General features: G+C 64.7%; 16 protein-coding genes. 11 read left to right on the top strand and 5 right to left on the bottom strand.

Annotated features, from left to right (window positions below):
• The first annotated feature begins 1 nt into the window (after window position 1).
• Together N5J29_RS10365 and N5J29_RS10360 are read left to right on the top strand one after the other, a co-directional pair.
• Complete coding sequence (locus tag N5J29_RS10365) at window positions 2-607, top strand: TIGR00645 family protein (protein WP_053519577.1); 606 nt, start codon at window positions 2-4, stop codon at window positions 605-607.
• 201 nt (window positions 608-808) lie between these two features.
• On the top strand, window positions 809-1,807 hold the full coding sequence (locus N5J29_RS10360; protein WP_164150487.1) for a TonB family protein: 999 nt from the start codon (window positions 809-811) through the stop codon (window positions 1,805-1,807).
• Window positions 1,808-1,866: 59 nt separating this feature from the next.
• On the opposite strand, the gene N5J29_RS10355 is transcribed toward N5J29_RS10360, so the two are convergent.
• Complete coding sequence (locus tag N5J29_RS10355) at window positions 1,867-2,121, bottom strand: hypothetical protein (protein WP_053519575.1); 255 nt, start codon at window positions 2,119-2,121, stop codon at window positions 1,867-1,869.
• Between the two features lie 77 nt (window positions 2,122-2,198).
• Here N5J29_RS10355 and N5J29_RS10350 point away from each other — a divergent pair, with 77 nt between their 5' ends.
• The gene (locus tag N5J29_RS10350; protein WP_164150485.1) at window positions 2,199-2,984 is read left to right on the top strand and encodes a helix-turn-helix transcriptional regulator; all 786 of its coding nucleotides are present in this window, start codon (window positions 2,199-2,201) and stop codon (window positions 2,982-2,984) included.
• 67 nt (window positions 2,985-3,051) lie between these two features.
• The gene (locus N5J29_RS10345) at window positions 3,052-3,438 is read left to right on the top strand and encodes a hypothetical protein (RefSeq protein WP_239519737.1); all 387 of its coding nucleotides are present in this window, start codon (window positions 3,052-3,054) and stop codon (window positions 3,436-3,438) included.
• Between the two features lie 113 nt (window positions 3,439-3,551).
• Here N5J29_RS10345 and N5J29_RS10340 read toward each other — a convergent pair whose 3' ends face one another.
• From N5J29_RS10340 to N5J29_RS10330, 3 genes are read right to left on the bottom strand one after another with little or no spacing between them, the layout of a single operon-like run.
• Complete coding sequence (locus N5J29_RS10340; protein ID WP_065174299.1) at window positions 3,552-4,736, bottom strand: ABC transporter permease; 1,185 nt, start codon at window positions 4,734-4,736, stop codon at window positions 3,552-3,554.
• Window positions 4,733-5,479, bottom strand: a complete 747-nt coding sequence (locus tag N5J29_RS10335; RefSeq protein ID WP_065174298.1) for an ATP-binding cassette domain-containing protein — start codon at window positions 5,477-5,479, stop codon at window positions 4,733-4,735. The genes N5J29_RS10340 and N5J29_RS10335 overlap by 4 nt, the downstream gene beginning before the upstream one ends.
• Window positions 5,476-7,002, bottom strand: coding sequence for an alpha/beta fold hydrolase (locus N5J29_RS10330; protein ID WP_111187200.1), 1,527 nt, complete (start codon window positions 7,000-7,002; stop codon window positions 5,476-5,478). Before N5J29_RS10330 ends, N5J29_RS10335 begins: the two co-directional genes overlap by 4 nt.
• A gap of 211 nt (window positions 7,003-7,213) precedes the next feature.
• Here N5J29_RS10330 and N5J29_RS10325 point away from each other — a divergent pair, with 211 nt between their 5' ends.
• Window positions 7,214-7,714, top strand: coding sequence for a DUF1203 domain-containing protein (locus tag N5J29_RS10325; protein WP_053519570.1), 501 nt, complete (start codon window positions 7,214-7,216; stop codon window positions 7,712-7,714).
• Window positions 7,715-7,927: 213 nt separating this feature from the next.
• Window positions 7,928-9,097, top strand: a complete 1,170-nt coding sequence (locus N5J29_RS10320; protein WP_164150483.1) for a lytic polysaccharide monooxygenase — start codon at window positions 7,928-7,930, stop codon at window positions 9,095-9,097.
• A gap of 152 nt (window positions 9,098-9,249) precedes the next feature.
• Here the strand turns inward: N5J29_RS10320 and N5J29_RS10315 are convergent, their stop codons facing one another.
• Complete coding sequence (locus N5J29_RS10315; RefSeq protein ID WP_075075810.1) at window positions 9,250-9,519, bottom strand: helix-turn-helix transcriptional regulator; 270 nt, start codon at window positions 9,517-9,519, stop codon at window positions 9,250-9,252.
• Between the two features lie 120 nt (window positions 9,520-9,639).
• Here N5J29_RS10315 and N5J29_RS10310 point away from each other — a divergent pair, with 120 nt between their 5' ends.
• The 5 genes from N5J29_RS10310 to N5J29_RS10290 all read left to right on the top strand — a co-directional run bounded on the left by N5J29_RS10310 (window position 9,640) and on the right by N5J29_RS10290 (window position 13,089).
• Window positions 9,640-10,416, top strand: coding sequence for a hypothetical protein (locus N5J29_RS10310; protein WP_125899104.1), 777 nt, complete (start codon window positions 9,640-9,642; stop codon window positions 10,414-10,416).
• 68 nt (window positions 10,417-10,484) lie between these two features.
• Window positions 10,485-10,940 carry an NIF family HAD-type phosphatase gene (locus tag N5J29_RS10305; RefSeq protein WP_032961321.1) on the top strand — a complete coding sequence of 152 codons (456 nt, stop codon included), beginning with the start codon at window positions 10,485-10,487 and terminating at the stop codon, window positions 10,938-10,940.
• Window positions 10,941-10,959: 19 nt separating this feature from the next.
• The gene (locus N5J29_RS10300; RefSeq protein ID WP_162838411.1) at window positions 10,960-11,574 is read left to right on the top strand and encodes a cyclin-dependent kinase inhibitor 3 family protein; all 615 of its coding nucleotides are present in this window, start codon (window positions 10,960-10,962) and stop codon (window positions 11,572-11,574) included.
• Window positions 11,575-12,082: 508 nt separating this feature from the next.
• Window positions 12,083-12,511: a periplasmic heavy metal sensor gene (locus N5J29_RS10295; RefSeq protein ID WP_087786541.1), complete on the top strand. Its 429-nt coding sequence runs from the start codon at window positions 12,083-12,085 to the stop codon at window positions 12,509-12,511.
• A gap of 14 nt (window positions 12,512-12,525) precedes the next feature.
• A complete protein-coding gene (locus tag N5J29_RS10290) occupies window positions 12,526-13,089 on the top strand; it encodes a sigma-70 family RNA polymerase sigma factor (protein ID WP_049400889.1) in 564 nt (187 codons plus the stop codon).
• The last annotated feature ends 16 nt before the right edge of the window (window positions 13,090-13,105 follow it).

Genomic DNA, 13,105 nt, shown 5'->3' with positions numbered 1-13,105 from the left:
CATGTCCCCCCAACGCCCCCTCTCCCCGCTGTCCTCGCTGATCTTCGCCTCGCGCTGGCTGCAGCTGCCGTTGTACCTGGGCCTGATCGTCGCCCAGGGTGTCTACGTGTTCCTGTTCGGCAAGGAACTGTGGCACCTGATCTCCCACTCGGCCTCGATGGGCGAACAGCAGATCATGCTGATCGTGCTGGGCCTGATCGACGTGGTGATGATTTCCAACCTGCTGGTGATGGTGATCGTCGGCGGTTATGAAACCTTCGTCTCGCGCCTGCGGCTGGAAGGCCATCCCGACCAGCCGGAATGGTTGAGCCACGTCAATGCCAGCGTCCTGAAGGTGAAGCTGGCGATGGCGATCATCGGCATTTCCTCGATCCACCTGCTCAAGACCTTCATCGCCAGCGGTTCGCTGGGCGGCCTGCCGCTGTGCGCGCCGGAACTGATGAACGTCGCCGCTGCCAACATCGGTGCCGCCAGGTGCTCGACCTTCACCGAGCAGGGCGTGCTCTGGCAGACCATCATCCACTGCGTGTTCATCCTCTCGGCGATCGGCATCGCCTGGACCGACAAGCTGATGTCCAACAGCCACGACAAGGCACAGGCGCATTGAGGCGCTGGCCGGTGGTGGCGCGGACGCCACCGCCGGTCGTCGCTGCCGCCCTTGTACGCAGCGCTGGCGGGGATGCTAGATTGCTTCCTCGCCGTTGCCGGCGGTGGCGTCGGGAAACGCCACCCTGCCGTGCTCGGACCCACGGTCCCGGCCATGCATATCAATGATTTACGTAACGTCGTCTTCTTAGAGGGGAGCAGGATGTCGCACGTCACAACGATCACCGCCGCGCGCCGGTGGCTGCCGGTTGCCTTGGTACTGGCCCTGGCCGCCTGCTCGGGCAAGGAAGAAACGCCTGCCCCTGCCCCGGCAGGATCGCCTGCCGCTGCGGCGCCGGCGACACCGGTAGTGGCCGCCAAGGTGCAGTCGATGGGCACCGAGCAGCTGCGCGAGTCGGCCAGCCAGGCGCTGCGCGAGAACCGCATGTACGCCCCGGCCGGCGACAACGCCATCGAGTACTACCTGGCCCTGCGCGACAAGACGCCGGACGATGCCGCGGTGAAAAGTGCGCTGACCGACCTGCTGCCCTACACCCTGATCGCGGCCGAGCAGCATCTGGGCCGCGAGGACTTCACCGAGGCGCAGCGCCTGGTCGCCCTGATCGAGAAGGTGGATGCCTCCGCACCGGCCCTGCCACGCCTGAAGGACGGCCTGGCCAAGGGTGTGGAGAACGCGGCCAAGCGCACCGAGTCGGAAGCGGAGCGGGCCAAGAAGGACGCCGAGGACCGTACCCGGCAGCAGGCCGAGCAGCAGCGCCTGGCCGAGCAGCGTGCCAAAGAAGCCGATGCGGCCAGGCAGATCGCCGCACAGCAGGATGCCGCCCGCCGTGACAGCGAGCGCGAGGAAGCCGAGCGCCAGGCCGCCGCACGGCGTGAAGCGGAGCAGAAGCAGCAACAGGCCGCTGCGCAGCAGGCCAATGCCGCACGCCAGGCACCTGCCGCCGCGCCCAGCCTGCGTCCGGTCAGTACGCCGGCCCCCCGCTATCCGGCCGACGCCCTGCGCGCTGGCACGTCCGGCGAGGTACTGGTGGAGATCACCGTGGGTACCGACGGCTCTGTGGTGAACGCCCGCGTGCTGCGTGCGACGCCCGCGCGCATCTTCGACCGCGAAGCCATGAACGCCGTGAAGCGCTGGCGTTTCGAGCCGGTCAGCGCTCCGGTCACCACCCGCCGCACTCTGGTGTTCGCGCCGGGCGGCTGAGCCGGGACATCCCCGCCAACGATCACGACAAGGCCCGGTCTGTCCGGGCCTTGTTCGTATCAGCGCTCGCCGTCGATCAGGTGCTGCAGGGCCGGATCGCGTGCCCTCAGGATGCGGAACAGGCCCAACGCATGCAGACCCGGCAGCAGCGCGCGCAGGTCGGCTTCCGCCGCTGCCCGGGAGGCAGGGCTGCCGGCGGGATCCTGCCAGTCGCGGACGCTGGCAAGGAAAGCGCCCACGCTGCCCTTGCGCACGGTGACGCCGTTGGCCACCACGTCGTTCTGATGGTCAGGGAGGATGTCTTGAGGCTGCATGAGGAACTCCTTTCGGCGGGTGGAGTGCAGTGTGGACGCTCCTGTCTGCCGGATCTGCCGTATAACTGCCAGTTGATATGGCATATCAGACATCCCCCGCCCTGATTGACCCGCCCCTGGTCGACACCGCCCGAGGGCCGGTGCTGCTGACCGCGCAACTGGCCCTGGACCGTCCACGCCGGACCGCCCGGCACCAGCACGCCCGCGGGCAGCTGCTGGGGGCGCGACAGGGCCTGCTGCGGATCGAGGCAGGCGACCTGCACTGGCTGCTGCCAGCCGGCCATATGGCGTGGGTTCCTCCCGGACTGCCGCATGCGCTGGCCAGCATCGGCCCGTTCAATGGCTGGAGCCTGTACCTCGACGCGGCGACCTGCACGCGACTCCCGGCACGCCCACGCATCGTGCAACCGGGCGCCCTGCTGCAGGCAGCCGTGGATCGCGCGCTGCGCTGGGCGCCCGCACCGCTCGACGCGGTGCAGGAGCGTCTTGCCGGCGTCATTGTCGATGAGATCGACGCCAGCACACCGCTGCCGCTGGCCTTGCCGCAGCCACGCGATCGGCGCCTGCGGCGCGTTGCTGCGGCGTTGGCGCGTGCACCACAGGACACCCGCAGCGTCGAGGCCTGGTCCCTTGCCATGGGACTGTCCAGCCGCACCCTTGCGCGCCACTGGCGCGCCGAAACCGGCATGACACTCAGCCAATGGCGCCAGCGCCTGCGCGTCCTGCTGGCGCTGCCACGCCTGCTGGCCGGGGAACCGGTGATCAGCGTGGCGCTGTCGCTCGGCTACGACACCCCCAGCGCCTTCATCGCCGTGTTCAAGCGCGAGATGGGGGTGACGCCTGCGCGGTATGCAGAGGGCTGACGTATTCAGCACTTCCTCTGCCTGCCTTCGCGCCCCAGACTGCCTGCTGATTTCAGGATGGGAACAGATGAAGTACGACGACGCCAGCTGGCATTCCGGCGGTGACTTCCCCGCAGATCTTCCGGCTGAGGCCGGAGCCACTCACATTGGCATGTACCTGGCATGGCTGCTGCTACAGGGCATGGCAAATGAAGAGCTCGCCGAGGATGCAGAAGAGGACCTGCAGGCACTGCGGGAGCGCAGAACGACACCCGGCCGGTTCCTGCTGGAATACAGCGATGGCAAATTCGTCGATGACCTGATCAGTGATGAGGCCAACACGTTCACAGCCGCATACTACGACCTCGAAGATGGCCAGTATCTCGAAGACTATGAGGAACAGCTGGGGCCGATGTCCCGGATCTGTACCACGTCGCCGATACCTGGGAAAACGTCGACCGACTGGCCCCGGTGATCGCCCGGCGCTTCGCCGCTTGGCAGGCAAGGCGAACCTGAAAACAGCGAGGCCCGGAATGACCGGGCCTCGTTCCCTATCCGCCGGGCAGGGCCCGGCGCTTCCAGTGGCGGTCAGCCGGAAATCGCCAGGCGTTCGTTGTGGTAGCGGCGCACGGCGGCAAACCACAGCAGTGCGGCCAGACCGAGACTGGCGCCCAGATAGATCGCCCAGACGCTGGGACTGATCACTTCATGGCGGATGACCTTCAGCAGCATCTGGTTCTGCGACAGGAACGGCACCGCGTACTGCCACAGCTCGCTCTTCAGCGGGTAGGCGACCAGTGCGTAGCCGGGCAGCATCGGCAACAGCATCAGCCAGGTCATGTGGCTCTGCGCTTCCTTCATGCTCTTGGCCGCCGCCGACAGGAAGGTCAGCAGCGAGGTACCGATCAGCAGCATCGGCAGCATCACCAGCAGCATCTGCAGCATCGAGCCGACATTCATGTTGAACTGGCGACCGATGTTGCCCGGGGCGATCTGCGCGCTGACCTTGAAAGCCACCAGGGTCAACAGCAGCGACGCGAAGCCGACCACGCAGGCGGCGGCGATCTTGCCACTTACGATCGCGCTGCGTGAGCCGGGCGTCGCCAGCAGGGGCTCGAGTGACTGCCGCTCACGTTCGCCGGCGGTGGCGTCCATCACCAGATAGGCGCCGCCGATGAACGAGGTCAGGGTCAACAGCACCGGCAGCAGCATCGACAGGATCATGCCCCGTTTCGCTTCGGCACTGGCCAGATCCTGGCTGCCCACGTCCAGCGGACGCGCGACCTGGGCATCCACGCCGCGTGCCATCAGCCGCAGTGCGCCCACCTGGCCGTTGTAGGTGGCCAGCGCCGCTTCCAGGCGTGCGCTGGGCACTTCGGCGGCACGCCGGGTGCTGTCCTTGATCACCTCCACCAGCGCCGGCCTGCCCGCGGCCCAGTCCTCGCCGAAGTCATCGCTGATGCGCAGCGCGACGTCGATGTCCTGGTTGCGGATGGCCGCAGCCAGGTCCTTGGGTGCTGCGCTGGCGTTGAGCCCCTGCGCGGCCAGGAAGCGGACCAGGTTCGGTGCGTTGTCCGCGCCGATGGTCGGAATCTGCAGCGGTTGCTCGATCTGCGTGCGCACGCGGCTCTCGGCCAGCTTGCCCATGCCCAGCAGCAGCACCGGGTACAGCAGCGGACCGAACAGCAGGGTCAGCATCAGCGTGCGGCGGTCGCGGGAGAGATCACGCAGCTCCTTGCGCATCACCGTCATCAGGGTCGACATCATGCTCATGCGTGCAGGCCCTCTTCGCTGCCGATCAGTTTCACGAACGCATCTTCCAGATTGGCTTCGCCGGACTGCGCGCGCAGCTCATCGGCACTGCCGGCGGCCATGACCGTGCCCTTGGCGATGATCACGATGTGGTCGCACAGTGCAGCCACCTCCTGCATGATGTGGCTGGACAGAATCACGCACCGCCCTTCCTCACGAAGTCCCAGCAGGAACCGGCGCAGTGCACGGGTGGTCATCACATCCAGGCCGTTGGTCGGCTCGTCGAGAATCACATTGCGCGGATCGTGCACGAGTGCGCGCGCGATCGCGGTCTTGGTGCGCTGGCCCTGCGAGAAGCCATCGGTCTGGCGGTCGAGGATGTCGCCCATGTCCAGCGCCTGCGACAGCACGTCGATGCGCTCGCGGATGCGAGCTTCGGACAGGCCGTGCAGCCGGCCGAAATAGGCGATGTTCTCGCGCGCGGTCAACCGCTTGTAGACGCCCCGCGCATCGGGCAGCACGCCCAGGTGGCGACGCACCTCCACGGGATTGCGCGCGGCATCGATGCCATCGACGCTGATGCTGCCCTGGTCAGGCGTCATCAGGGTGTACAGCATGCGCATGGTGGTGGTCTTGCCGGCACCGTTCGGGCCAAGCAGACCGGTGATGCGACCGTCCTCGGCGCGGAAGCCGACATCGGCCACCGCCTGGATGCGGCCGGTGCGGGTATCGAAGGCCTTGTGCAGGTTGTCGGCGACGATCATGGTTCCCATCCGTTGAACGAGGTGAACGCCGGCACGTAGCTCAGCGTATCCAGGCAGCTGGCATCCAGCGCCTTGGCATCGGTGCTGTCGATGAACTGGCCCAGCAGGCGGGGCATGCAGCCGGCGGAGAGCGTGCCGTGGCCCTGGCCGCGCGCGACCAGTGCGCGCCCCTGCGGCAGCCCCTTGAGCACCTGTGCGGCGTAGCGCGGTGGCGTGACCGGGTCCAGTTCACCGGACAGCAGCAGCGCCGGCACCTCACTGCGCAGCGGTGCGGCATCCGCGGCGGGGGCCGCGGTGTGCGGCCAGACAGCACACGGCGCGAAGAAGGCGCTGGCCACCTCGTTGCCGAACAGGCGCTCGGCATTGGCGGCTGGCGCGTGGTAGCGCGGAGCGTCCTCGCTGCAGATCACCGACCACTGCATGCCGCGGTTGATCTGGAAGCCCATGCTGCGGTTGGCACCGCGTGCCAGCGAGGCGAGCGGCGCGTAGCGGCCCTGCGCAGCCTCGTCCAGCACCAGCGGCAACAGCGAGGCGTACTGCGGAACATAGGAGAAGGCGAACGCCAGCCCCATCACGCTGTCCGGCGTCAGCACGTCGCGCCGCGGCGCGTTCGTGCCGGGGTCGCGGTAGTCAACGGTCACCGGCGCGGCGCGCAGCGTATCGAGCACGCCGCGCAGCTGCTTGCTGGTGTCGCTCGGAAAGCGCTTGCTGCACGCCGGGTCCTTGCGGCACTGGGCCGACTGCAGATTGATCGCGTCTTCGAAGGTATTGGCGAAGTCACCCCCGACCACCAGCTCGTTCGGAACGACGCCGTCGATGACGATGCTGCGGGTGTGCTGCGGATAGGCCGCGGCATAACGCTGGGCCACGCGGGTTCCGTAGGAACCACCCACCAGGTTCAGCGCATCCACGCCCAGCGCCTGGCGCACGGCATCCAGATCGGCAACGGCGTCGCGGGTGGTGTAGAACCGCGCATCGGCACGTCCCTGCAGAGAGCTTGCGCAGCGCTGGGCGTAGTCGCGCAGCAGCGCCTCGCTGGGGGGGGCCTCTTCGTCGAAGGCCAGTTCCTTGCCATCTGCGCCCAGGCAGTTGAGCGGGTTGGAGCCACCGGTGCCGCGCTGGTCGATCAGGAAGATGTCGCGTTGCTTGCGAACCTGGCGCAGGGCGGTATCGACGATGACCGCCACCTCGCTGGCCGCCTGCCCGGGCCCGCCGGCGAGGAAGAACACCGGATCCGGTTGGCCGGAGCCACTGTTGCCCGATTCCAGCCAGGCGATACGGAGGTTGATCTTCCGCCCTTGCGGCTGCGCCCTGTCCTCGGCCACCTGCAGGGTGGCGCACTGTGCCTCGACGTTGGCGCTGGCGCCCATCGTGGTCAATGTGCAGGGCTGGAAGTCGATCTGTCCGTAGCGGCGGCCGGGCGTTTCCGCCGCCGCATCGGCGCTGCCGGAAGGCGCTGCGCCGCAACCGGCAAGCAGCAGGCTGGCCAGCGCGCCGGCCAGTGCGAGGTGGTGTCTTTGCATCGTGCTCGTTTCCCCTGGAAGACGTTCCTGTCGACCACGACGGGCTGCCGCGGAAGATGTGACCCAACTTACACGGGCAGGAGGCTGGCGGCGATGGGCAATCGTCACTGGAAAGCCAGGCCCATGTCGGCCGGATCGAATGCGGCGTCGCATCATGGCGAGCAGCGCAGCCGTCGGCCACGCAGACTCATGGCGAACCCAGGAGATTCCCATGAACGCGTGGTACCTCAGCGGCCTCGATCACCGCCCCTTCCAGCACCTGTTCGAACAGAGCGACCGCGCGCTGGCCGCGCAGGGCATCCTGCGACGCTGGGCCGGGGATCGCGGCGGCCATCCGTGCCGGGTCAGCCTGTCCGACCCCCCAAGTGGCGCCGAACTGCTTCTGCTGCCCCATACCCACCTGGCCACGCACTCGCCCTATCGCGCGTCCGGTCCGATCTTCGTGCAGCGCGGCGCTACGCGCTGCGTCCTGCCCGCCGGGGTCGTTCCGCCCTACGTCGAGCGACGGCTTATCTCACTGCGCGCCTACGACGAGGATGCACTGATGATCAGCGGGCAGGTCTGCCCCGGCAACGAGGTCGGGGTGCAGCTCGATGTGCTGTTCGCCGATCCCGCGGTGGCCTTCGTGCAGTTGCACAACGCAGGCCACGGGTGTTTTTCGTGCCAGGCGGACCGGGTGGATCAGGACGCGCTGACACACGGCGTCGCGTGATCGGCACCACGCACGACGCGTGACCTTCTGCGCATCCGTTCAGGCCTGCGTGAAGCCTGTGGGAAAGGCTTCACGCAGGCAGTCACGGAACGGCACTTCCAAGGTACCGCGCGATGCAACGCACCTCGATACTCGCCGAGGTGCCGCCGACCGTCCGCTGCGCAGCGCAACGCCTGCGGTCACCGTTCCCATCGACGACCACAAGGATGCGCCATGTCAATCCGATCCACACGTGTAGTGCTGGCCAGCTCATTCGCAGCCGCCGGCCTGATCTGCCTGGCCAGCAGCGCATTCGCGCACGGCACCATGACCACGCCGGCCAGTCGCGTCTACGCCTGTTTCCAGGGCAATCCGGAGAATCCAACCAACCCGGCCTGCGCCGCCGCGAAAGCACTCGCCGGCTCGCAGGCGTTCTACGACTGGAACGGCATCAACCAGGCCAACGCCAATGGCAACCATCAGGCCGTCGTACCCGACGGCACGCTGTGCAGCGGCAACAACCCGACCTTCCGCGGCCTGGATCTGAACCGCAGTGATTGGCAGACCACGCCGATCCAACCCGATGCGAACGGCAGGTTCACCTTCGTGTTCAAGGCCACCGCACCGCATGCCACGCGTGACTGGCGATTCTTCGTTACCCGCGAAGGCTGGACACCGGGCAGTCCTCTGCGCTGGGCGGACCTGCAGGAGTTCTGCACACTGGGCAACACCCCGCTGTCCGCCGATGGCACGTACAGGCTGCAGTGCCCGCTGCCACAGCGCACGGGCCAGCACGTGATCTACAACACGTGGCAGCGCGCGGATTCGACCGAAGCGTTCTACACCTGCATGGATGTGCGTTTCGAGGGCGGCAGCACTCCCCCGGCATCGCAGTGGCAGGATGCCGGCCCGCTCACCGCGCGTGGCGATCTGCCGGTCGGCACCGTCCTGGCGCTGCGCGTGTTCAACGCCAGCGGCAACGATGTGGAGCGGGTGGAGGCCACACTGGCCAGCGGCCAGACGGCGGCCGCGCAGTGGCCGCTGGTGCTGGCCCGCAAGGTCAATGGCGCCAGCCAGCACGCTCGGGTGGGCGTACTGTCCAACGGCACGATCACGCCGACGGCGTCGGCGACCGGCAACCGGGTCTATCTGAAAGAAGGCAACCGCTTCCAGCTGGACACCCGGGTACCCGATCCGGGCACGCCTTCGCCGGGCGGCGACTTCGACTACGTGTACCCGGCAGGCATCGGCAGCTATGTGCCCGGGCAGACCGTGGTGAAGGGCAGCGATGGCCGGCTGTATGCCTGCCGCCCGTTCCCTGAAGGCGCGTGGTGCAACGTCAACGCCGACGCGTACCGGCCGGGCGTGGGCGCAGCCTGGCGTGATGCCTGGGTGCCGTACTGAGACCGGCGCGGTCTGCGGGAGGCGGCTGGCGCCGCCTCTCCGCAGCGCACTCACTTGCTGCTGAAGGACTAAATAACAACGGAAAACTTATTTAAAGCATATAAATCAATTACTTATGCTTGAAATAAGACTTTCGACTTATGTGAGCCTTGTCAATTGATCCTCGAGACTCGCACTGCCTTTAGAGCCTTGCAGATCAGATCAGACACCTCAGCTGGAGAGACACCCAGCGCAGATGCCATTTGGCAGAATTCGAGAACGTCTAGACGACGTGATCCAGACTCTATTGAAGAAATGCGCTGTTGGGGCCACCCCAGATGGGCAGCAAGCTGAGTCTGACTGATGCCCAAGATCTCCCGATGCTCCCGAAGCTTTCCGACCAAACGGAGGTACGGGTTCTGATAGATCGTCTTCGTAGCCATCCGGTCCGCCTCAAGGAGCGGATGGAAATCTATGACCGGGGCACGGCATACATGAAAATCATGTAGACGACATCGTGCCGCCTTGGTAGCATCCGGACTGGTTAATTTGCCGGGGATCGAGTGATCTATGGCCGTAGCCAACAGACCCTCCTTCCTTCGTGGCCCGAGCTCGACTCACTTGTCGTATCGCTTGGTCCTTTCTACACCTGCGCCTGGTGTGCGCTTGAACGCTCCACTTCCGTTAGCGCGCCCGTTTCCTCAGACCCTGCTGTCGCCCAGCAACTCCTGCAATTCCTAAAAAGCGCAGGTGTTGTGACCGGTTCCAGTTCAGGCAACGGAGCCGTTAAGCGCTCTCTCTACGAACCGGTCAGTTGGTCCTACGTCGATGACCTGATTCTTCCTGATGACCTTGATGCAGCGCTCAAGGGGATGCTTGATGCTTGGCGCCCGACGCTTGATAAACACGCAAGACTTTGGATCTGGCGCCAGCTAGCGGATCGAGAGGCAAGCGCCTATCTCACATCATTGCTGCGCCGTCACCGTATCGGAGTGCACCGCGTAGATGAAATCCTGAGAAGTCAGGATGAGGAGTGGACTCGTCTGAGCCTGGGGCGGAAACGATACGTGCTCTGGTCATCTGTAAGGGGAGCAGCGAGCCAGTTCCTTAGTAGCGGTGGCAACGAGGACGCCGCACTAGAAGTGCTTTCCCGAGAGATGCGAAGGAGGACGCGCTGGCTGGTAGTAAAGGCGGCCGCGGGTGAACTTCGAAGAACCGACTATTGCTTCCTTCCTGACACAGGTTGGCGACGACCACTGATGATCGATGTAGCGCTGGAAAGCATACTGAAGATAGGCGATGACTACTGGCTTGCAGCTCCATCCTTGGGCGAAATCTAGTCAAAACAGAGGCCCTCGATTACCCACTTCCCTGGCTCAGCTGAACCAAGAATCACGAGACTTGATAGATGCGTCCAATCATTCTTGCACTGGACCTTGAGGGAACACTTATCTCCAATGCCGTCAGTCAAATACCCCGACCCGGCCTGATGGAGTTCCTAAACTATGCCAGCAGCACCTTCAATCGGATCGTCATGTTCACCTCTGTACCCCAAAAGGTTGTTGCAGAGATTACATCCCTCTTGGTGCTGGAGGGACGCGCTCCCGAATGGTCTCAACATCTCCCATACATCGAATGGGACGGTCCGACGAAGGACCTTCGATTCGTTTCGGCAGAACTTGGCGAGGCACTGTTGCTGGATGATCACGGGGCCTACGTGCATCCCGGCCAACACTTCCTCTGGATTGAAGCCCCTCTCTTCGCTGCACCATATTCTGATGGAGACGAGGGGCTGCAGCTGGTGATCCAGCGTCTTGAGGAGCGCCTCAATCCAGGCAGCACAAAGCCCAAGGCGCGGCCTTAGTGGATGGAGTGTGCCGTGGATGCAATCTTCGGACGCCGCAGTGAGACACCGCCAGCCCCCAATACTCGAGGATTCTGTGCACAGAACTAGCTTGTCTCATCCGTTGCAGATTGCGGGACTTTCCGTCGGTGCCAACGGAGGAACCATAGGCGTTACCTTTGCCCCCGGTAAGCATCAGAAAGTTGCAATGACGGGCTCGTGGTGTAGAGATCTCGAGCTCGATCTAGCGTCCGTCTCAGCTTGGGGATGTCGCCATCTGCTTTCCTTGATTGAACCGTGGGAGTTCGACGATCTCGGGATAGGGTCGCTACCCGAACGCGCGCGCGCTCATGGCCTGCACTGGCATGGTCTTCCGATTCGTGATGGAGAAGCGCCGGATCCTCAGTTCTTGGACGAGTGGACACGACTAGGCCCCGTCCTCACTGACGATTTGCTCCGCGGTGACAAAGTAGTCGTTCATTGCAAAGGAGGGCTTGGCAGAGCGGGCACCGTGGCTTCGATGCTACTGCTCGAGAGCAGATCATGCCTAAGCGCTGAAGAAGCTATGGCCAGAGTTCGGAGTGCTCGTCCCGGAGCCGTGGAAACGGCGGAGCAAGAGCGCTTCCTTCTTCACTGGGCTTCTCGGATGCTCTAGAACCGTGTGCGCTGAAGCATCCGTTCTGAACTCTTGACACGGCACTAATCACGTCCAGACCTGTGAACCTCCCAGTGCCGGATCAGCTTCGCCCCGGTGCTCATCGGTGAATCTGAGAACCCGCGGGGAGGTCAGCAATCAGAGGTTTGAGGGGATCTCCCCACGGCAGGCGTATAAGTAGGGAAGGATGAGGAGATCTCCACATGAATGATCTAGACGATTGGCTGTCCAGAGCCTCGGCAGCTACAAGGCCAGACGGCCATGATCGGGCCACCGATAGCCTGGTCCGACGCCTGTCCCAGGAAGCTTCCCCTTCGCAATGGGCCGGTAAGCGAGAGTTCCGCCGGGCACTCGCATGCGCGGCGCTCGCGGCGGTGCTTACCTGCGGAGGAGTAGGCTCCGCCTTCTTTGTCACCCAGGCACCCTCGCGCCCGACATGGGTCGCGGCCCCAGCTTCCATGTCCCCATACGCTCTACTGGTGGAACGCTGATGGCAATCGGACCCCTCATGAGGCTGCCGCTGGCAACAATCGCTGGCGCCATCATTGGCGTAGTGTGCGCGCTGGCTATCGGCTGGATCTGGCACTCGCTCAATCCTGGGCACAGCGATCTCCATGAACGCCTTCACGCCGTGGTGCCTCTGGACGACTCGGAGAAGCAGATCCTCCAGGCCAAGGAACAGCTGTTCGCAACAAGGCGAGGTGAGATCGAAGCGCGCCTGCGGATTGCCAACCGCCAGCTGGCGGACGCCATCGCGGCTGACCCCAAATGGAACCCCCAGGTGGAACGTGCAAGTCGTGAGGTGGAGCGGGCTGCGGGCGATCTCCAGCGCATCACGCTCGAGCATGTGTTCGAGATGCGCGAGGGCTTGAAACCCGAGCACCGGCCGGCCTACGACAAGGCACTCCTTGAAGCACTTCGCACCGACTCTCCCTGAGCCCCACAAACGTTGTGACCATCGAGGACGACAACAACTGGGCAGTTGAAGCTGCGGCGGGTGATGCTGAGGCCTTCGCTCGCCTGGTCCGCCGTCACTCGCCAGCAATCAAGCAGATGGTTCGAGGCATGGGTCTGCCCGAAACCGACGTCGATGATGTCGTGCAGGAGACATTCGTTGCCGCTTGGCGAGGCCTGTCAGAGTACGATCCGACGCGCTCGGTACTTCCTTGGCTGATGCGTATTGGAATCAACAAGGTTCGTGATACGCAACGGTTTCGACGCGTCCGCCACTTCCTGTTTCGGGCCAAGCCTTTGGATGATGAGGAAGGACGCGCCCTGCATTCCGAGCAGGCCGGGCCAGAGCAGGTTGCCGGTTCTCAGCTTGAGCTCGCAGAAGTAAGAAGGGTTCTCAACACGATCGACCCGAGCCTGCGTGAAGCTCTGGTTCTGACTGCCTTCGTCGGCCTTTCCCAGGTTGAAGCAGCTTCCGCCCTGGGTATCAGTCTCAAAACGATAGAGGGTCGCGTCCTGAGAGCGCGGGCCAAACTGACAGATGCACTGAGCCGCGGGAAATAAATTTTCGCCGGATTCG

The organism is Stenotrophomonas sp. GD03680 (genome assembly GCF_029844625.1).
Classification (GTDB): domain Bacteria; phylum Pseudomonadota; class Gammaproteobacteria; order Xanthomonadales; family Xanthomonadaceae; genus Stenotrophomonas; species Stenotrophomonas maltophilia_P.
This window is presented reverse-complemented; position numbering and strand designations above follow the sequence as displayed.